We start from the raw sequence: 20,489 nt of genomic DNA, 5'->3' as shown, positions 1-20,489 counted from the left end.
GATAATTTGTTGATCAACATCTAGGAATAAACATTAGCACATGAAAAACTTAAGTACATTTTTCCTATTTTTGCATCGATTAAAACAAAATAACCTTTTTTAGTTTGAAATTTACAGCACAACAAATAGCAGGAATTTTAGATGGAGATATTGAGGGAAACCCTGATATTGAAGTATATAAGTTATCAAAAATTGAAGAAGGTTCAGAGGGGTCTGTAACATTTTTAGCAAACCCAAAGTATAATTCCTTTTTATATTCTACCAAGGCTTCTATTGCTATAGTAAATAAAGAATTCAAACCTGATAGTAAAATCAACACAACCCTAATAAAGGTTGACGATGCTTATTTGGCATTTTCTAAATTATTAGAATATTATAACTTAGTAAAACTCAATAAATTTGGAATAGAAGAGCCTTCGTTTATTTCTAAAACGGCTACCTATGGTGAAGGTGTTTATATTGGTGCTTTTACGTATTTAGCCGAAAATGTAAAAATTGGCAGGAATGTAAAGATTTTCCCAAACGCTTATATAGGTGATAATGTTATCATTGGAGATAATACCATTATTTTTTCAGGAGCTAAAATTTATTCTGAAACCATAATAGGTAGTGATTGTGTTATTAATTCAGGTGTTATTATTGGGGCGGATGGATTTGGTTTTGCTCCAAGTGAGAATGGAGAATACAAAAAAATTCCACAAATAGGTAATGTAATTATTGAAGATTATGTTGATATAGGTGCTGCTACAACTATAGATAGAGCCACCATGGGCTCCACTATTATTAGAAGTGGTGTTAAATTAGATAACCATATCCAAATTGCCCATAATGTAGAAATTGGAAAAAATACCGTAATAGCATCTCAAACAGGTGTTGCAGGATCTGCAAAAGTAGGTGAGAATTGTATGATTGGTGGTCAGGTAGGAATTGTTGGACATGTTACTATTGGTAATAATGTAAAAATACAAGCGCAGTCTGGAATTGCTAGAAATGTAAAAGATAATGAAACGTTGCAAGGCTCTCCAGCTATTGCTTTAAATGACTTCAATAAATCTTATGTACATTTCAAAAATTTACCAAAAATTATTAATGATATCAATGATTTAGAAAAAAAAATAAATGGGAATAGTTAATACTGAAATAAAGCAAAAAACCATAAAAAAGGAAACTTCCTTAACAGGAGTAGGCTTGCATACAGGGAAAAATGTAACCTTAACCTTTAAACCTGCCAATGAAAATACTGGCTATGCTTTTCAGCGTGTCGATTTAGAAGGGAAACCTATAATTGAGGCAGATGCTAATTATGTTACCAATACTCAACGTGGTACATGTTTGGAAAAAAATGGGGTAACCATACAAACATCAGAGCATGTATTGGCTGCTTTAGTTGGCTTGGATATTGATAATATTCTAATTGAATTAAATGAATCTGAACCACCAATTATGGATGGATCTTCAAAGTTTTTTGTTGAAGCACTTGAAAAAGTTGGTTTTACAGAACAAGACGCTTTGAGAGAAGTCTATGAGGTTACAGATGTTATTTCGTATTCTGATGAGGAAACTGGTAGTGAAATTTTAATCATGCCATCCAAAGAATATCAAATTACTACAATGGTAGATTTTGGCACTAAAGTATTAGGAACCCAAAATGCTACTTTAAGTCAAATTTCTGATTTTAAAACAGATATTGCAAATGCAAGGACTTTTAGCTTTTTACATGAAATAGAAATGCTTTTAGAACATGGCTTGATTAAAGGAGGGGATTTGAATAATGCCATTGTTTATGTAGACAAAGCATTATCTCCTGAAACTACAGAAAAACTAAAAGTTGCGTTTAAAAAAGACACTATTGCCATAAAACCAAATGGTATTTTAGACAACCTAACCTTACACCACCCTAATGAAGCAGCTAGACATAAATTACTTGATGTTCTTGGTGATTTAGCTCTTATTGGAATAAAAATAAAAGGTAAGGTCATTGCAAATAAACCAGGCCATTTTGTGAATACACAATTCGCAAAAAAAATGTCTAAACTCATTAAAAATGAAAGACGTAACAATGTTCCTAATATAGATTTGAGTCAAACACCTTTAATGGATGTTAATCAAATTATGGCCATGCTACCACATCGTCAACCTTTCTTACTTATCGATAAGGTTTTTGAGCTAACAGATAATTATGTCATTGCTCAAAAAAATGTAACCATGAATGAAGAGTTCTTTAAAGGTCATTTCCCTGGAGCTCCTGTTATGCCTGGTGTTTTAATTGTTGAAGCTATGGCGCAAACGGGAGGTATATTGGTTTTGAATACAGTTCCAGATCCTGAAAATTATTTAACATTTTTCATGAAAATGGATAACGTTAAGTTTAAACAAAAAGTAGTTCCTGGCGATACGTTAATATTCAAGTGTTCGTTAATAACACCTATTCGTCGTGGTATATGCCACATGCAAGGTTATGCTTATGCTAATGGTAAGCTTTGTGCAGAAGCAGAACTTATGGCGCAAATTTCTAAAGTAAAATAAACTATGAACCAACCACTTGCTTACGTTCATCCGGGAGCTAAAATCGCAAAAAATGTTGTTATCGAACCCTTTACAACCATACATAATAATGTAGTAATAGGCGAGGGAACTTGGATAGGTAGTAATGTAACTATCATGGAAGGTGCACGAATTGGGAAAAATTGCAATATTTTTCCTGGCTCAGTAATTTCTGCTGTACCTCAAGATTTGAAATATAATGATGAAGAAACTACTGTTGAAATTGGTAATAATGTGACAATAAGAGAATGTGTTACCATCAATAGAGGGACTTCAGATAGAATGAAAACGGTTATTGGAAACAATTGTCTAATTATGGCTTATTGTCACGTTGCACACGATTGTATTGTTGGAAATAATTGTATTTTTTCAAATAACAGTACTCTTGCTGGACACATAACCATTGGAGATTACGTTGTTTTGGCAGGTATGGTAGCAGTGCATCAATTTGTTTCTGTTGGCAATCATGCATTTGTTACGGGTGGGTCATTGGTAAGAAAAGATGTGCCTCCTTATGTAAAAGCTGCAAGAGAACCTTTATCGTATGTTGGGATAAATTCCGTTGGATTAAGAAGACGGGGCTATACAACAGAAAAAATAAGAGAAATACAAGATATTTATCGTATTCTTTATCAAAAGAATTATAACAACACCCAAGCATCAGAAATTATTGAAGCTGAAATGCAAGCGACACCTGAGCGCGATGAAGTTCTACAGTTTATTAAGAATTCTCATCGAGGCATTATGAAAGGATATTTTAAATCAAATTAATCATATGGCAACTACAAGTGATATTAGAAACGGATTATGCATTCGTTATAACAGTGATATTTATAAAATAATAGAATTTTTACACGTTAAACCAGGAAAAGGTCCTGCTTTTGTTAGAACAAAAATGAAAAGCGTTACCAATGGTAAAATAATAGACAATACATTTTCTGCAGGTCATAAATTGGAAGATGTACGCGTAGAAACTCATAAGTTTCAATATTTATATAATGATGGTGAGTTCTATCACTTTATGAATGAAGCAGATTACACGCAAATAAGATTATTGGAGGCTGCATTAGACAATCCAGGGTTAATGAAAGAAGGTGAGGTGGTTACAGTAATAATTAATGCTGAAGACAATATGCCACTTTCTGTTGAAATGCCTGCAAATGTTATTTTAGAAGTTACAGCTACTGAGCCAGGAGTAAAAGGAAATACAGCGACTAATGCTACCAAACCCGCAACGGTTGAAACTGGAGCTACCGTTAATGTTCCTTTGTTTATTAACGAAGGAGATAAAATTAAAGTTGAAACAGAAAAGGGCACGTACAAAGAGCGTGTAAAGGAATAAAAGGTTATTACTTATAAAAGTTTGTTTTAAGTCCAGATAAAATTTAAAGGGAACTTTAAAACTAAAAAACTTTTAACTTCATAAACTAACTAAACCATTGAGATGAAATTTCCAACTCCTCATACATTATTGCAAATTGCTAAGTTGATTAATTGCCAATTTATTGGTGATGACAATTTTCCAGTTTTAGGTATGAATGAAATTCATGTTGTAGAATCAGGAGATATTGTTTTTGTTGATCACCCAAAATATTACGATAAAGCTCTAAATTCTGCTGCTACCATTGTTTTAATTAATAAAAAAGTAGAATGCCCCGAAGGCAAGGCATTACTTATAAGTGATGATCCTTTTAGAGATTTTAACAAACTAACGAATCATTTTAAGCCATTTAAAGCTTCAAATGTTTCTGTTTCTGATTCTGCAACCATTGGAAAAAACACCGTCATTCAACCCAATTGTTTTATTGGTAATAATGTTGTTATTGGCAATAATTGTGTTATTCATTCAAATGTAAGCATATATGATGATTCAATTATAGGTAATAATGTAACGATACATGCAGGAACCATTTTAGGAGGGAGTGCTTTTTATTATAAAAACAGACCTGAGGGTTTTGATCAGTTAAAATCAGGTGGGCGAGTAGTTATAGAAGATAATGTAGATTTAGGTGCTCTTTGTACTATTGATAGAGGAGTTACAGGAGATACCAGAATCTGTGAAGGCACTAAAATTGATAATCAAGTTCAAATTGGTCATGATACAGTTGTTGGTAAAAAATGCTTAATTGCTTCACAAGTTGGTATTGCTGGTTGTGTTATTATAGAAGATGAAGTTACTATTTGGGGGCAAGTTGGTTGTACGAGTGGTATTACAATTGGCAGAAAAGCTGTGGTTCAAGCCCAATCTGGAATAAGTAAATCTTTACAAGGAGGTAAAACATATTTTGGATATCCAGCAGAGGAGGTGCGTCTAAAATTAAGAGAGTTAGCTTCAATAAAACAAATTCCTCAAATATTAGAATTTATAAAATCAAAAAAATAACTTAAAAATACTGCAAAAGTATTTTCAAATAAAGTATTTTTGCTCAGCTTTATTCAAATAAAAATAATCACTTATGAGTGTTTTAGTAAACAAAGATTCAAAAATTATAGTACAAGGTTTTACAGGCAGTGAAGGTACGTTTCACGCCAGCCAAATGATAGAGTACGGAACCAACGTTGTTGGTGGTGTTACTCCAGGAAAAGGAGGTCAAACCCATTTAGATAGACCTGTTTTTAATACAGTTCTAGAAGCTGTTAACGAAGCTGGTGCAGATACTACTATTATTTTTGTACCACCTGCATTTGCTGCAGATGCCATTATGGAAGCTGCTGATGCTGGTATAAAAGTTATTATTACCATCACAGAAGGTATTCCTGTAGCTGATATGATTACAGCATCAACTTATATAAAAAATAAAGATTGTAGACTCATTGGTCCTAACTGCCCAGGAGTTATTACGCCTGGGGAAGCCAAAGTTGGTATCATGCCAGGATTTGTATTTAAAAAAGGAAAAGTTGGTATTGTTTCTAAGTCAGGAACATTAACCTATGAAGCTGCAGATCAAGTCGTAAAACAAGGCTTGGGAATTACTACGGCAATTGGAATAGGAGGAGATCCTATTATTGGAACAACCACAAAAGAAGCTGTTGAGTTATTAATTAATGACCCAGAAACAGAAGCTGTAGTGATGATTGGTGAAATAGGTGGTCAACTAGAAGCAGATGCTGCGCATTGGTATAAAACAAGTGGTAGTAAAAAACCCGTTGTAGGTTTTATTGCTGGAGAAACCGCTCCTGCAGGACGAACCATGGGACATGCAGGTGCTATTGTAGGTGGTAGTGATGATACCGCTCAAGCAAAAAAAGCAATTATGAGAGAATGTGGTATACACGTTGTAGATTCTCCTGCTGAAATAGGAAAGAAAATAGCCGAAGTTTTGGCATAAACAAAAGGTTTAAATAGATTCAAAACCTCACATAAATTAGTGAGGTTTTTTTATTTGAAGCCATTTGTATTTGTTATATTTGATTTTAACAAGGTTTATAATAATTAATGACGTATATAATGAAATTACTAAAAGGAAAAACTGCCATAATAACAGGAGCAAGCCGAGGAATTGGAAGAGGGATTGCTCAGGTGTTTGCAGAACAAGGTGCCAACGTAGCCTTTACTTATAGTGCTTCTGTTGAGGCAGCTAATGAGTTAGAAAAAGAATTGTCAGCTTTAGGTATCAAAGCAAAAGGATATAAAAGTAATGCAGCTAGTTTTGATGAAGCTCAAAAATTAGCAGAGGATGTAGTTTCAGAATTTGGTAGCATTGATGTGCTTGTAAATAATGCAGGAATAACCAAGGATAATCTATTAATGCGTATTACTGAGGAAGATTTTGATTCCGTTATTGAAGTGAATTTAAAATCGGTTTTTAATATGACAAAAGCCGTACAGAAAACCATGCTAAAACAGCGCCAAGGCTCCATTATCAATATGAGTTCAGTTGTTGGGGTTAAAGGAAATGCGGGACAAACCAATTATGCAGCTTCCAAAGCAGGTATTATTGGGTTTTCAAAATCAGTTGCATTAGAATTAGGCTCAAGAAATATTAGAAGCAACGTGATTGCACCTGGGTTTATTGAAACTGAAATGACAGCCAAATTAAATGAAGACGTTGTAAAAGGATGGCGAGCAGGTATTCCATTAAAACGCGGTGGTTCTCCTGAAGATGTTGCTAATGCTTGTGTGTTTTTAGCTAGTGATATGAGTGCTTACATTACTGGACAAACTCTAAATGTAGATGGCGGAATGTTAACCTAATTTATATATGCTTTAATTATTCAATATTGTTAAAGCAATAATATCATTTTATCTAAACCGGTTTAAATTTTAATGAGTTACGAAACTCTAATTTATATCATACTTGCTGGAATAATAGCGCTATTTATAGCGCTTTTTCAGTATAAATTTAAATCCAAAATCAGGTATAAACTTAGTGCTGTTTTTATTTTTTTAAGGTTTGTTACGTTTTTTTCTGTATTCTTATTACTTATAAATCCAAAGTTTGAACAACTTATAGTTTTTGAAGAAAAACCTAATTTAGTTATAGCTATAGATAATTCAAGTTCCATCAAGCATTTAAAATATGATAAAGAGGTTCTTGAATTAATCGAAAGCTTAAAAAATAACTCAGAGTTAGCTGATAAGTTTAATATTGATTATTATACTTTCGGCAAAAGCTTAAATAATTCAGATTCAATAACGTTTTCAGAATCTGAAACCAATATTGACAATACTTTTACTCAATTAGCTCAAATTTATAAGAATACGATATCTCCAACTATATTAATAAGTGATGGAAATCAAACGTATGGAAATGATTATCAATTCGTGTCACAGTCTTATGATCAACCAATTTACCCAGTTATTACCGGAGATACCATTACGTATGTCGATTTAAAAATCCAACAACTTAATGTAAATAGGTATGCTTATTTAAAAAACGAATTTCCCGTTGAAGCTATTTTAGTTTATAATGGGCACCAAACAATACATACTAATTTTGACATATATGCCGGTGCTAATAAGGTATTTTCAAAAACCGTTCGTTTTACTAAAGATGATAATTCTGAGATTATAAATGTGGTATTACCTGCTGACAAAGTTGGTATAGCTACATATAAAGCTATTTTAGCACCTATAGTAACTGAAAAAAACACAATAAATAACACTAAAAATTTTGCTATTGAAATCATTGACCAGAAAACAAATATAGCTTTGGTTAGTGATTTATTACACCCAGATTTAGGGATGTTTAAAAAGAGTATAGAAAGTAATGAGCAACGGGCTGTATCCCTATTAAAGCCAAATGAAGTCATTAATCACGTTAATGATTTTCAGTTATTTATTCTATACCAGCCAAATAATACATTTAAAAATGTTATTGAACTTTTAAACAAACTAAATGCGAACAGATTAATGGTAGTTGGTACTAAAACAGACTTGAATTTTCTAAATACAATATCTGAAAACTACCAGTATGAAATAACCAACCAGACTGAGGATTTTCAAGGTAAACAAAATTTTAACTACAAACCTTTTACTATTGATGAGTTGAATTTTGAATCATTTCCACCTTTAAAATCAAATTACGGTTCAGTAACATTTGCATCGTCTTTTGAAACTCTATTAAACAAAAAAATAAATAATGTAACTACCGAAAGTCCGTTATTAGCAACTTTTGAAATTCAAGGGAGAAAAGAAGGAGTACTATTAGGTGAAAATATTTGGAAGTGGCGAGCTCAAAGTTTTTTAAACAATGAATCGTTTAACGAGTTTGATAATTTTATAAGCAAACTCATTCAATATTTAGCTTCAAATAAACAACGTAGTAGGTTAAATGTAGATTTTGAATCGTTTTATGATGGAAATCAAAATGTAGTTATTAATGCGCAAGTATTTGATAAAAACTACGAGTTTGACACAAGAGAAAACTTAACAATAAAAATAAAAGATCTTATTTCTAATGAAGAAAAATCCTTTTCTTTTGTATTCAAAAACAATAATACGTATCAAGTCGATTTGAGTAATTTGCCAGCTTCTCAATATAGTTTCACAGTGAAAGCAGATTATGGAAATATTTCAAAATCTGGAACTTTTCAAATTTTAGAGTATGATGTGGAGCAACAATTCTTAAATGCGCATGTTACAAAACTTCAACAATTGGCAACTAACCAAGGTGCAACATCTTTTTTTATTGCTAATACTGAAAGCTTAGCAACCCATTTGTTAGCTGACGTTCGATACAAACCTATTCAAAAAAGTCATAAAAATTCCATCCCGTTGATTGATTGGAACTATCTATTGTTTTTAATTGCTCTAAGTTTGTCGATAGAATGGTTCTTAAGAAAATTCAACGGACTGACATAATTCGGATTTTTTATATTAATAATTTAATAATCACTATTAATTATATTTTATATAATACAGTAAAAGGTGGGTATAAATGCTAATTTGATGATAAATATTAGTTTTATCAGAATTAGACTGGTTATTTAGTAGCTTTGCTTTTTGCAAACAGTTTTACTACTAAGTATGAAAGGGATTTGATTGAATATGGAGGAGATAGAAATCATATATAAAAAATATGTTGATGATTTATATTCCTATGGATTGCATCTAAATTTTAATTCTGATTTGGTTATGGATGCTATTCATAATGTTTTTCAAAAACTTATACTCAATAAAGACTTAAATTATCGAAATAACATAAAACCTTACTTATTAAAAAGCGTTAGGAACGAAATTATTGATGAATATAAAAGACGTAAAAAGCTTCTGCCTATTGATATAGATAACGAACAAATTCCTTTTGAATTAGATATTAATGTAGAAGATTTAATTTTGGAAAAAGAAGCCAAAATCCATTTAAAAAACAAAATAGAAGCTGTATTAAAAAGTTTATCCCCTAGACAGCGAGAAATAATTTATTTGCGTTACACACAAGACTACGAGTACAAACAAATAGCAGAAATTTTACAAATAACAGTGCCAGCATGTAGAAATTTAATTCTTAAGGCCCTAAAACACTTGCGTAGCAATAATGCTGGTAATTTTTATTTGTTTCTTAGTCATCATACTAAATAGTCTTCATTTTTATTTTAACATAATATTAACATTTGAATAGATGATATATGCGGTACCAAACAGTATTGTATATATAGAATCTACTTATTTATTCTTAAAAACTAAAAATATTTAATATTTACAATGACAGTAAAAGACTTTTTGGAGAATGATTATTTTATTTTCTATATGCTTGCTAAAGATTCAGAATCTATAAAATATTGGGATTCTTATCTTAAACAGAAACCTGAAGACCAGCTTCAGTTTGAAAATGCTAAAAAAGCATTTGAAAAAATTAAATTTGAAACAGTAAGCCTTCAAGATAGTGAACGTAAAATATTATATAATAGAATTTTTGAAAAAACACAAAACCACGCTATAGTTAGGAGAAAAAGAAAGCGCTATTATTATTTTGCTGCGGCGGCTACCGTAATAATTATTATGGCCATAGCTATTTCAACTATACGTAAACTATCAGAGGTTCCTGAAATAATTGTTGAAAAATCGCTTACAGAATCTTCAATACAATTAATAACTGATAATCAAACTTTTTCATTACCTAATAATGAAATTTTGACTATCAAGAAATCAACTATCACAAATTCTAAAGGTGAAAATATACAAATAAGTGACAGTCCTATTTTTAACACTTTAAAGGTGCCTTTTGGAAAACGTTCAGAATTAATATTATCTGACGGTTCTAAATTATGGATAAATTCTGGGTCAACAGTAAAATTCCCTTCCCAGTTTAACGAAAATAATAGGACCATTTATTTAGAAGGTGAAATCTTTATTGAGGTAACTAAAGATAATACAAAACCATTTATGGTTGAAACTTCAAAATTCAATGTCAATGTTTACGGGACTACTTTTGATGTAAAAGCTTACAAAAACACTTTAGAGCAACGTGTGGTTTTGGTTGAAGGTTCTGTTGGAGTTACTACACAAGATAATATGGAAGCAAGAATGCTACCAAATGAATCTTTAGAAATCACTACTTCTAAACTCATTAAAAAGAAAGTAAATACCGAAATGCACACTTCGTGGAAAAACGGGTATCTATTATTAGACGATACACCAATTGAAACTATTCTATTGGAACTATCAAGATATTACAACGTCGCATTTTTAGATTCAGAAAAGGAACTGACAGGAAAAACCTGTACAGGTAAAATTTATTTATCCACAAACATTGAAGATGTATTGGAAACATTGTCAATACTGTCAAATAGTCATTTTAAAATAGAAAACAGTACCATCTAGTTATACCAAATTAATGTCACTCAGAAATAATTAATGATGAAAAACAAACAATTAATAAACAAAAACAATTTTCTGCTAAACAGCAAATTCATTGCGCTTCTGTCTTTTCAGTTACTTACACTATTTACAACAATTCAAGCTACTACAGCGTCACAAATTGGTAATATAACTCTACACGTTCAAAAAGAAACTATAAAAGAAATTATAGCAAAAATAGAAACTACATCTGATTATGTTTTTGCTCAATCTGGATTGGATGAAGCCGATTTAAACAAAAAAATAAGTTTTGAGGTTGTAGATAAAGATATTGAAGAAGTGTTAAACTTAATATTAGATAATACCAATATAGCGTATAAAGTAATAAATAAGCAAGTGGTATTATATAAAAAAGAAGCACAAAAAACTAAAAATATTTTTAGCCAATTTTTGCAAAAACTGTTTAATATTTCAGGAGTCGTAACGGATATATCAGGTGAACCTATAAGCGGTGTAACCATCTTGTTAAAAGACAATCATAACAAATGGGCTGTTACAGATTTTGACGGAAATTTTAGTCTTGATGGGATTCCATCAGGTGGTATTTTAAAGATTGAGAGCATGGGTTTTTTGAGCCAAGAAATTGTTGTTACAACTTCTGAAAAAAAGACCATTATTTTAAAAGAAGATTTTGAAGCCTTAGATGAAGTAATTGTAACAAGTAATTATGGTACAGTTCAAAAAAAATCAAACTTAGTATCTAGTGCTTACCAAATTAAATCAGAAGATATTGTTAATTTACCGCAACAGCGTGTAGACAAACTTTTAGAAGGTATTATTCCTGGTTTAGAAGTAAACCCACAAAGTAATGACGCATCAAGTGCTAGACCCAGACATTCTGTAACCATTCGAGGAGAAGCTTCATTAACAGCTTCAAATGAACCTTTGTGGATTGTTGATGGAATTCCTATTACTACAGGGAATAATACAAATCAGATTTTAGGGGTTCAAACAAGTGTTAGTCCTTTATCTTTTATAAATCCTGAAGACATTGAATCTATCACTGTTTTAAAGGATGCTTCTGCAACCACTATTTATGGGGCAGACGGCGCCAATGGTGTTATTTTAATTACTACAAAAAAAGGTAAAGCCAATAAACCAGAACTAAATCTTTCTTTACGATCAGGTGTTTCTTTTATTAATAAGGATACCAGATTCAAAACACTTAATGCTGATGAATATTTAACTTTAGCAAAAGAGGCATTTTTAAATGCAGGAAATGACTTGGCTTATTTTCCATTTACTGATAATGACATGAATAGCTATTCTACAACAGATACTGATTGGTATGATGTATATTTTGATATAGGAACAACTTCTCAAATAAATTTGTCGGCTTCTGGTGGTTCTGAAAAATCAACCCATCGTATCTCGGGTTCTTATTACCAAAATAAAATGGCTTTAGTTGGGAACACTCAACAAAGAATGTCTATAAATTCTAACAATAATATTAACATAACGGATAGATTAAATTTAGACTTGAATTTACTAGGTTCATACAATACCAATACAATTTTTACTCCTAACGACGACTACTATGCTGCATTTCCTATTATATCACCTTATAATGCAGATGGGTCTTTTAGACAGTATTATAAAATTATAGAAGGAAATAATACTGATGGATCCCCTAGATGGGTAGAGAAACGATTTTTTAATAGCCTTGCAGAACGTGAACAAAATGATAATGGGCAAAAAGCATTTTCATTTAAAGGAGCTATACAGTTAAATTACGTTATTAATAATGCCTTTACATTCAGTTCACAATTTGGTGTAGATTATAATAATTATAATGAAAAACGCTATAATTCTATGTATAACTGGTCAGGTAACGACTTAACTGGTACTAATGATGGCTATGCCAATGCTGCTAATGCAAATTTTTTAAACTGGAATACCATTCATAGGTTAAACTTTAATAAACAATTTGGTTTACATCAATTATCAGGTGTTGCAGGTATAGAGTTAGGGGCTAACACCTATAACTCTACGAGCTCTTGGGGTTACGGTTTTGCCAATGACCATATTAGAATTGTAAGTTTGGCTTCTTTTTCTGATGGAACAAGTAGTGAAAGCGAAACAACTAAAGCGTCCTATTTAGGACAGCTAACGTACAATTATGATGGGCGTTATAATTTAAATTTAAATGGACGAAATGATGGAAATTCTAATTTTGGTAAAAATGTGCAACGTGCCAGTTTTTTATCAATAGGAGCCTCATGGAATATTCATAAAGAAGATTTTTTTAATAGCAGTTTAATAAATATTTTAAGTGTTAAAGGTAGTTACGGGACAAATGGAAACTCCAGATTTGGAAGTCAAAACCCAGATGGCATTTATGCAATAAGCGATTCTTATCAGTACGGTGACGCTTTAGGAGCTGGGCTATCAGTAGGAGCTAATCCAGATTTAAGTTGGGAAACCACGTATATGACAAATATTGGGCTTCGAGTTGCTTTATTAAATAACCGATTAGATATCTTAACTGAGGTATATCGAAATAAAACTACAAATTTAATTAGTGATTTGGATGCTTCTAGAACAACAGGGGCTACTACAGTTGTTAGAAATGTTGGTGAAATTGAAAATAAAGGTATTGAAGTTACTATTGAGTCTAAAAATATTAGAACTAAAAACTTTAGTTGGAATACGCGTTTGTTAGCATCCCATAATCAAAATAAACTATTAGAATTATATAATGATGTTCCTAAAAACTTAGGGAATTTTCGATTAGAAGTTGGAGGGAGTACAAATACGTATTATTTAGTTAGATGGGCTGGTGTTGATCCACGTGATGGATACCCAATGTGGTATGATACAGAAGGTAATATAACCAAAGAATATAGTTTAGATAATCGCGTGGCAGAAAAATCTTCTGTTCCTGATGTTTTTGGAAGTATGACCAATACGTTTTCTTTTAAAAACAAATTTTATTTGAGTATAACAACAGGATATACCATTGGAGGGTACAGCTTTAGTTCTTTTGCTAGAAGTGTAAATTCTGATGGGTTAAATATTATTGATGAAAACCAATCAGTAAATCAACTAGACCGTTGGCAAAATGAAGGCGATTTAGCGTTAGCCCCAATATCTATTTGGGGGGTTAGTACAAGCTCGGTAAGGAATTCAACTCGTTTTTTATATAATAAAACAAATATAAAAATTCAAAATGCCTCATTAAGCTACATGCTTGATAATAGTGTTACCGAATCAATAGGAATACAATCCTTAGGCCTATCCTTAATTGGTAATAACTTATTAGTATGGACACCATATGATAAATCTAACAGAAATTCATATAAAAACAACATAGGAGGTTACCCGTTAGAAACTGAAATTTCTTTGGGTTTAAACATAACATTTTAAATAAAAAAACATGAAATATATAAAAACATACCTTGCTATATTCAGTTTTATTTTACTTAATAACTGCGATAGTTTTTTAGAAGTTGATCCTATTGGAAGATCTACAATTCCTGTTTTCTTTTCTGATATTGAAGGTTTCAGAGCCGCTTTACCTGGTGCATATAGTACTGTTTACACGTATTATGGAGAAGAATTTGTATTGTATCCAGATGTTGCTGCCGATATGCTGCAGGTAAATACCGTTGGTGAAAACTCCATGATATCACAATATAATTATATTTCCAATCCCGATGAAGAAATTACAGCCGTAGGTGGTATTTGGACTGATGCTTTTGAGGCTTTAGTGAATGTAAATAATATACTTGAATATGCCCCAGCAGTTATTGCTGATTATCCTGAAACCGAAGAAGAAATGACTACAATTAAAGCCAATGCGTTATTTCTAAGAGCTCTAATACATTTTGATTTGGTGCGTGTTTATGCTCAACCATATAACTATACAGATGATGCTAGTCATATCGGAATTCCAGTATTATTAAAAACACCTAGTTCAGATGATAACGTAGCAAGAAATACCGTAAGTGAAGTATATACTCAGGTCATTAAAGATTTAAAAGATTCGGAATTACTTTTTGGCACCGAAACCAATACCGAATCTAGTTATTACGCATCAAAAAAAGCAGTTTATGGCTTATTAGCACGTGTCTATTTATATATGGAAAACTGGACAGAAGCAATAAATTATGCTACTCTGGCTATTAATAGCACACCACTTTCTGAAGGGCAGGATTATTTAGATATGTTTTTAGATATTGAAGATAATGATGAATCTCTTTTTAAATTAAATGGTAAGTTAAAAAATCCTTCAATTATTGATTTTTATAATTTGCAAAGTCCTAATGGTTATGCCAGCGATAAATTGATGACTCTTTTTAATGAAGAACCAAACGACATGCGTTTGCAATTAATAGACAACACAACCTTGGGGACAATTAAATTTTTAAAAAATAATGTTGATATATCTGAAAGATACTATGACATCATCGTTTTAAGGACATCTGAAATGTATTTGATTAGGGCAGAGGCTAATAATAATTTAAACAACATTGAAGCTGCCATTTCAGATATTAAAACTCTTCAAGCCAGAAACTATCAAAAAGAAGAAGCTGATATCACTATTTCAGAAAACACAAAAGAAGCTGTAGCTATATTGATTGATAAAGAGCGTTCAAAAGAATTAAGTTTTGAAGGACATAGGCTTTATGATTTAACTCGAACAAAACAAGATATGATTCGTGACGAAAATACGACTTCTAGTGTACAGCAGGTTTTATACCCCAACAGTTTATTTGTTTTACCCATTCCTCAAAAAGAAATGGATGTTAATACAGGTATGATACAAAACGAAGATTATTACTAAAAACCCAGATCGTTACTTTCATTTTAAATATTAAAAACATGAAAAAAATAATTTTACCACTATTGGCAATAATCGTAACATTAGTGTCTTGCAACAAAACGGAGATGGATGTTTTTGATGAGCCTTTTGTTCATATAAATTTTAATGATGTATCCACAGTTAATATCAATTCAAATAGAAAAGATATTGTTTCTTATTACATTTATTTAAGCTCAAAGCCTTTGGATAAAGACATGCTTTTAGATTACTCTATTATCATAGGTGACGGTCTACAAGAAGGAGTCGACTTTAATATATTAACTACAGAGTTCCCGCTAACTTTCCCTAGTGGTATATACAGACGGCCAATTCAAATTCAATGGTTAGAACATGTATTAGATCCTAGCAAAAACAATACAATAACCATCAAGTTAAACTCTAATAATTTAGGCATTACGGTTGGTTTTCCTGGACCAGATGCTAATCAAAGTGAATTAATATTACAAAAAGTAAATAGTTAATTAATGCGTAAAATCACATCCTTTATTTTCTTCTTTATTACGTTATTAAGCTTTTCTCAAAGTTTGATACAAGATGAAATACTTATAAAAAAACAGCTTAAAAATGGCTTAACTTATTATATCTATCCTACAGATAAAGTTGAGGGACAAGGACATTTCAGACTGTTTGTAAAAGTGGGTTCTTTACAAGAGACAGAAAATCAACGTGGTTTAGCTCATTTTTTAGAACACATGGCTTTTAACGGTATTAAACATTTCAAAGCTAATGAGTTAATTGAGTTTTTAGAAAACAAAGGGTCTAAATTTGGACATGATTTAAATGCGCATACTTCATTTGAGGAAACTATTTATAAATTAAAAATTCCAACAAAGGATCCTACGGTTATAGATTCTACTTTAACTATCATGTCTGATTGGGTTAATGGGATGCTACTGGACTCTCTGGAAGTTGAAAAAGAACGTGGTGTTGTATTGTCTGAATGGCTTTCAAAACAATCGCCAAGAAATCAAAGTGGAGAAGTATTTTTAAATACATTATTAAATAATTCTATTTATAATGAACGTACAGTCATAGGAGATACGGTGAGTTTAAAACATTTTAAATTAGCAGAATTAAAAGCTTTCTATAATAAATGGTATGATCCTTCTTTAATGGCTGTAGCTATAACAGGTGATATTAATCCTATAGAAATAGAGGAGATTATACACAAAAAATTCGCTAATATACCTTCAGAATTTCCAAAAACTTCGGTTGGGAAAATTCCTGATTACAAAAAAGACAGTTTAATTGTTTATAGTGACAATTGGAATAAAAAAACAGAATTAAATTACATACAATTACAGGATGTTTATAAAAATGTAAACACAAAAACAAGTTACCATGGCTACTTAACCCGTAGTGTATTAAATAAATTAATTTCTGCTCGCTTAGCAAAATTATCTTTTAATGATACCAAATATAAAAAGACAAGTATCAATATTAGTAACTTCTTAAAATCTAAAGGCGCCTTATTAGCAACAGTTGAATTAAAACCAGAATCAGCATTAGATGGCATTAATGAATTCAATATGCATTTTCAGCAAATATTTCAATATGGATTTACACCTCTTGAAATAGAAAAAGTAAGCAAAACAATGTTAGCGGCTTTTAATAGAACACTGCAAGAAGACAAACCTATTTCTGCAGCTGGAATGATTAATCAAATGTATCAAGATTTTTTCAATGGAAATATGATTATTTCACTGGAGGATGAATACAAAATGATGGAGGAATATTTTTATAAAATAGATTCTATTCAAATCTTAAGTGCTTTAAAAGAGAATAAAAAAAACAGCCCTTTTCAATATTTATTAACAACAAATAATGAGCATGTTAATAGCCTACCTAATAAAAAAGAGTTGTTACATACTATTCAAAAATTTAAGACCCAAAAAGTCAAACCTTATAAAAATGATTTATACGTTCCAGAGAGATTATTAAAAAATACGCCCAAACCTGGTATTATAAAACGTATAGAACCCTTAACTGCAATTGATGCCCAAAAAATATTGCTTAATAATGGAGCTACAATTATTTATAAAAAATCCTTAACTAACCAAGATAATATTTTATTAGCGGGTTTTAAAAAAGGAGGCTTTTACGCTATGGATAGTATCAATTATTTAAATGCACAATACAGTGCTCCTGCTGTTTCAATGAGTGGTTATGGTGATTTTTCTAGAGAAGCCCTGAGTCATTATTTAGCAGGAAATAGCGCTAAAATTCAGTTTTTAATAGATAAAACCCGTTCAGGCTTTTTTGGTAGTGCAAATACAAAAGACATTAAAACACTTTTTGAGTTGTTTTATTTAAAAGCGACAGAACCAAAAGTGGATAGCCTACTTTTTAAACAACTAAAAGACGTGTCTATTGATAATATTTCTGACAAACCAAAATCAGCTAAAGAAAACTTCCAAGAAGAACTTAAATATTTAATTAGGGGTAAAGACTATACCACACAACCAAACACCAAATCTGAATTAGATAAAGGCTTAAATCAAGAGGCAATTATTCCTATCTATAATACCTTTTTTAAAAGTGCTAATAATTATGTGCTAACTATTATTTCTGATAAAGACTTAGAGGTTGTTTTGCCTTTTATTAAAACGTATGTCGCAACCATACCAAAAGGAGAATTTGACACATCTTATAAATATAAGCCACAAGCTATTAAAAATAAATCTGTCGACTTCATAAAATACGGTGGCGAATCTCCAAAGGCTGTTTTTTCATTAATTTATCAGCAGGACCACAAATTAAAAAACTTTTCAAGTTTAGAAATACAAAATCAAATTTTAGAATCTGTGTTGAAATTAGAATTAAATAAGCGGTTACGTGAAGACATGGGAGTTGTATACGGGGTTACAGTGTCTGTAAGTGCTACAAAGCACCCAACACCATTAAGTAGGCAAACCATAGCCTTAGTTTGTAAACCGTCTGATGTAGATATCATAGAAACTGAAGTAAAATCCATACTGAAAGGAATAGCCTCTGGAGAAATTGATTTTAATGAAGACTTACAAAAAGTAAAAACAAATTTGATAACTACTTTCAATGTCAACAAACAAAAGAATTCATTTTGGACAAAAAGTATCAGAGACTACTATTTTAACCAATATAAAAACTGGCAGTTTGTTACAGATTATGAAGCTTTAGTGAATGCTGTTTCAATAAAAGCCATTAAAAAAATAACTAAGAAATATTTTATAAAAACACCGCTAACGAAAGCGGTATTATATCCTAAAAAAAATTAATTATAACCCTTTAAATTTAAATACAATTATTATGAAAAAAACAATCAAATTTTTATTTGCCCTAACAGCAATGTTTTCATTAGCTGTAGGTTGTAGTGATGATGATTCTATAACAGAACCAGAAGTACCTTCTGAAGTTGAAATGACAAGTTTTGGCTTTTACGCTGAAGATAACGCAACAACGCTTTTTAGTGATTATGTTATAGAAGATGTTACAACAACCGATATTGCCATATCACTTCCAGATGGAGCGGATTTAACAAGTTTAATTGCTCGTTTTACAACTACAGAAGGTGATGTTGTTAAAATTGGAGCTGTTGAGCAAGTTAGTGGCACAACTGCTAATAACTTTTCTGCACCTATTGAGTATTTAGTATCCGAAGGTATTACTAATAAAATTTATACTGTAACTGTTGGTAAATTAGCGAGTTCAGTTTGGAGCTTATTAAGCACGTATTCTGAAGATACAATAACAGAAACGGCGCTACAAATAAACCCTACAACCTCAATTCCTTATGTAGCTTATATTAGTGATAGAGATGCATCTGATGACCAAAAAATGAACTTGATTAGCTATGATGGTACATCTTGGACACGAACAGGTACTACAGATTTTTCAGACTACAGAGCAAGTAGCGTTGATTTAAAATTTAGTGAAACCGGAACACCTTTTATCAGCTTTTTAGAGTATACAGAAATAAGACAAGCATCTATCATGTCATACGAAAATGATACATGGAGTTATGTTGGGGGTACGCCGTTTACAGAAGTTAAAGCAGGAGCTAATACGGTAGCTATTACGAGTGATAATAGTATTTACGGTTTTTATACTAATGATGTTAGCGGTGATGATAACAGACGTAATGTTTTTGCAAGATCATTTGAAGCTAACACATGGTCAGATTTAACAATTGCTGGAAGATCTGGTTTTGCTAGAGAGCTGAAAACAAAAGTAATAGGTGATGTTATTTACCTTGCTATTTTAGACTATGGTGAAGGTCAAGCAATCTCTGTTTTTAAATATAATAACGGAACTTGGACTACACTTGCAGATAAAATGAAAGAAAGTGAAGAAAACACTGTTTATTACTATAATATTGCTTTAGATGTTGATCAACAAGGTAATGTATATGTAGCTTATGCTGAAAACAATGGTCCTGATACAGATTACCAATTACGAGTTAAAAAATACGATGCAACAGCATCTGCTTGGAGTACATTAGGTGATTTAATTGTAACAACAAACACAAGAGATTTTGATATTGCAGTTGATAAATACAATAACGCCATGCTATTTTATCAAAATGATAATGGTACACCTGTTTTCTTACCATTTGATTCTGATGTAAACAACTGGGGAACTCCAGTGGTATTTGCTGATGCAGATGCTAGCGATTTAAAAATAGAAGTAGCACCAAACGGATTGTCTTATGCTTCATATATAGCTAATGATATCTTAAATTTATATAAATTTGATTCTCCTGAAAATTAAGAAGAAATAATTATCATATATTATTTTATAAATAAGCGGGGGTTTTTATCTCCGCTTATTTACTTTTATAAACTA

Annotated in this window: 15 protein-coding genes; all 15 read left to right on the top strand. The window is 31.3% G+C overall.

All coding sequences use genetic code 11. The features are described from left to right. The first annotated feature begins 104 nt into the window (after positions 1-104). Positions 105-1,133, top strand: coding sequence for a UDP-3-O-(3-hydroxymyristoyl)glucosamine N-acyltransferase (gene lpxD / locus APS56_RS02035; RefSeq protein ID WP_054724307.1), 1,029 nt, complete (start codon positions 105-107; stop codon positions 1,131-1,133). Next, positions 1,120-2,526 carry a bifunctional UDP-3-O-[3-hydroxymyristoyl] N-acetylglucosamine deacetylase/3-hydroxyacyl-ACP dehydratase gene (locus APS56_RS02030; RefSeq protein ID WP_054724305.1) on the top strand — a complete coding sequence of 469 codons (1,407 nt, stop codon included), beginning with the start codon at positions 1,120-1,122 and terminating at the stop codon, positions 2,524-2,526. Before lpxD ends, APS56_RS02030 begins: the two co-directional genes overlap by 14 nt. Before the next feature lie 3 nt (positions 2,527-2,529). Then, positions 2,530-3,315 (top strand): acyl-ACP--UDP-N-acetylglucosamine O-acyltransferase, encoded by a 786-nt coding sequence (lpxA, locus tag APS56_RS02025; RefSeq protein WP_054724303.1) that lies wholly within the window; start codon positions 2,530-2,532, stop codon positions 3,313-3,315. 4 nt (positions 3,316-3,319) lie between these two features. After that, entirely contained in the window at positions 3,320-3,886 is a 567-nt protein-coding gene (gene efp, locus APS56_RS02020; RefSeq protein ID WP_054724301.1) for an elongation factor P, read from the top strand. Positions 3,887-3,988: 102 nt separating this feature from the next. Beyond that, positions 3,989-4,927, top strand: a complete 939-nt coding sequence (locus tag APS56_RS02015) for a UDP-3-O-(3-hydroxymyristoyl)glucosamine N-acyltransferase (RefSeq protein ID WP_054724299.1) — start codon at positions 3,989-3,991, stop codon at positions 4,925-4,927. Positions 4,928-5,000: 73 nt separating this feature from the next. Further along, positions 5,001-5,873, top strand: coding sequence for a succinate--CoA ligase subunit alpha (sucD, locus tag APS56_RS02010; protein WP_054724297.1), 873 nt, complete (start codon positions 5,001-5,003; stop codon positions 5,871-5,873). Positions 5,874-5,992: 119 nt separating this feature from the next. Continuing rightward, positions 5,993-6,739, top strand: a complete 747-nt coding sequence (gene fabG, locus APS56_RS02005; RefSeq protein ID WP_054724295.1) for a 3-oxoacyl-[acyl-carrier-protein] reductase — start codon at positions 5,993-5,995, stop codon at positions 6,737-6,739. A gap of 72 nt (positions 6,740-6,811) precedes the next feature. After that, positions 6,812-8,848: a hypothetical protein gene (locus tag APS56_RS02000; protein ID WP_054724293.1), complete on the top strand. Its 2,037-nt coding sequence runs from the start codon at positions 6,812-6,814 to the stop codon at positions 8,846-8,848. A gap of 186 nt (positions 8,849-9,034) precedes the next feature. After that, entirely contained in the window at positions 9,035-9,565 is a 531-nt protein-coding gene (locus tag APS56_RS01995; protein ID WP_054724291.1) for an RNA polymerase sigma factor, read from the top strand. A 123-nt stretch (positions 9,566-9,688) separates the two neighbouring features. Then, positions 9,689-10,807, top strand: coding sequence for a FecR family protein (locus tag APS56_RS01990; protein ID WP_054724289.1), 1,119 nt, complete (start codon positions 9,689-9,691; stop codon positions 10,805-10,807). A 33-nt stretch (positions 10,808-10,840) separates the two neighbouring features. Continuing rightward, positions 10,841-14,209 (top strand): SusC/RagA family TonB-linked outer membrane protein, encoded by a 3,369-nt coding sequence (locus tag APS56_RS01985; protein WP_236778449.1) that lies wholly within the window; start codon positions 10,841-10,843, stop codon positions 14,207-14,209. A 10-nt stretch (positions 14,210-14,219) separates the two neighbouring features. Continuing rightward, positions 14,220-15,629, top strand: coding sequence for a RagB/SusD family nutrient uptake outer membrane protein (locus APS56_RS01980; protein WP_054724287.1), 1,410 nt, complete (start codon positions 14,220-14,222; stop codon positions 15,627-15,629). A 38-nt stretch (positions 15,630-15,667) separates the two neighbouring features. Beyond that, the gene (locus APS56_RS01975; protein WP_054724285.1) at positions 15,668-16,129 is read left to right on the top strand and encodes a hypothetical protein; all 462 of its coding nucleotides are present in this window, start codon (positions 15,668-15,670) and stop codon (positions 16,127-16,129) included. A gap of 3 nt (positions 16,130-16,132) precedes the next feature. Then, entirely contained in the window at positions 16,133-18,922 is a 2,790-nt protein-coding gene (locus tag APS56_RS01970) for a M16 family metallopeptidase (RefSeq protein ID WP_082379221.1), read from the top strand. Between the two features lie 31 nt (positions 18,923-18,953). Next, positions 18,954-20,414 (top strand): SGBP N-terminal domain-containing protein, encoded by a 1,461-nt coding sequence (locus APS56_RS01965; protein WP_054724280.1) that lies wholly within the window; start codon positions 18,954-18,956, stop codon positions 20,412-20,414. Positions 20,415-20,489: the final 75 nt, after the last annotated feature.

This window comes from Pseudalgibacter alginicilyticus (genome assembly GCF_001310225.1).
GTDB classification, from domain to species: Bacteria; Bacteroidota; Bacteroidia; order Flavobacteriales; family Flavobacteriaceae; genus Pseudalgibacter; species Pseudalgibacter alginicilyticus.
The sequence above is the reverse complement of the archived record's forward strand: the minus strand, read 5'-3'. Positions and strand labels throughout refer to the sequence as shown.

Excerpts from the sequence above, each read along its gene's own strand:
- APS56_RS02030 (WP_054724305.1), top strand. The coding sequence starts at position 1,120 with ATGGGAATAGTTAATACTGAAATAAAGCAAAAAACCATAAAAAAGGAA.
- lpxA (WP_054724303.1), top strand. The coding sequence starts at position 2,530 with ATGAACCAACCACTTGCTTACGTTCATCCGGGAGCTAAAATCGCAAAA.
- efp (WP_054724301.1), top strand. The coding sequence starts at position 3,320 with ATGGCAACTACAAGTGATATTAGAAACGGATTATGCATTCGTTATAAC.
- APS56_RS02015 (WP_054724299.1), top strand. The coding sequence starts at position 3,989 with ATGAAATTTCCAACTCCTCATACATTATTGCAAATTGCTAAGTTGATT.
- sucD (WP_054724297.1), top strand. The coding sequence starts at position 5,001 with ATGAGTGTTTTAGTAAACAAAGATTCAAAAATTATAGTACAAGGTTTT.
- fabG (WP_054724295.1), top strand. The coding sequence starts at position 5,993 with ATGAAATTACTAAAAGGAAAAACTGCCATAATAACAGGAGCAAGCCGA.
- APS56_RS02000 (WP_054724293.1), top strand. The coding sequence starts at position 6,812 with ATGAGTTACGAAACTCTAATTTATATCATACTTGCTGGAATAATAGCG.
- APS56_RS01995 (WP_054724291.1), top strand. The coding sequence starts at position 9,035 with ATGGAGGAGATAGAAATCATATATAAAAAATATGTTGATGATTTATAT.
- APS56_RS01990 (WP_054724289.1), top strand. The coding sequence starts at position 9,689 with ATGACAGTAAAAGACTTTTTGGAGAATGATTATTTTATTTTCTATATG.
- APS56_RS01985 (WP_236778449.1), top strand. The coding sequence starts at position 10,841 with ATGATGAAAAACAAACAATTAATAAACAAAAACAATTTTCTGCTAAAC.
- APS56_RS01980 (WP_054724287.1), top strand. The coding sequence starts at position 14,220 with ATGAAATATATAAAAACATACCTTGCTATATTCAGTTTTATTTTACTT.
- APS56_RS01975 (WP_054724285.1), top strand. The coding sequence starts at position 15,668 with ATGAAAAAAATAATTTTACCACTATTGGCAATAATCGTAACATTAGTG.
- APS56_RS01970 (WP_082379221.1), top strand. The coding sequence starts at position 16,133 with ATGCGTAAAATCACATCCTTTATTTTCTTCTTTATTACGTTATTAAGC.
- APS56_RS01965 (WP_054724280.1), top strand. The coding sequence starts at position 18,954 with ATGAAAAAAACAATCAAATTTTTATTTGCCCTAACAGCAATGTTTTCA.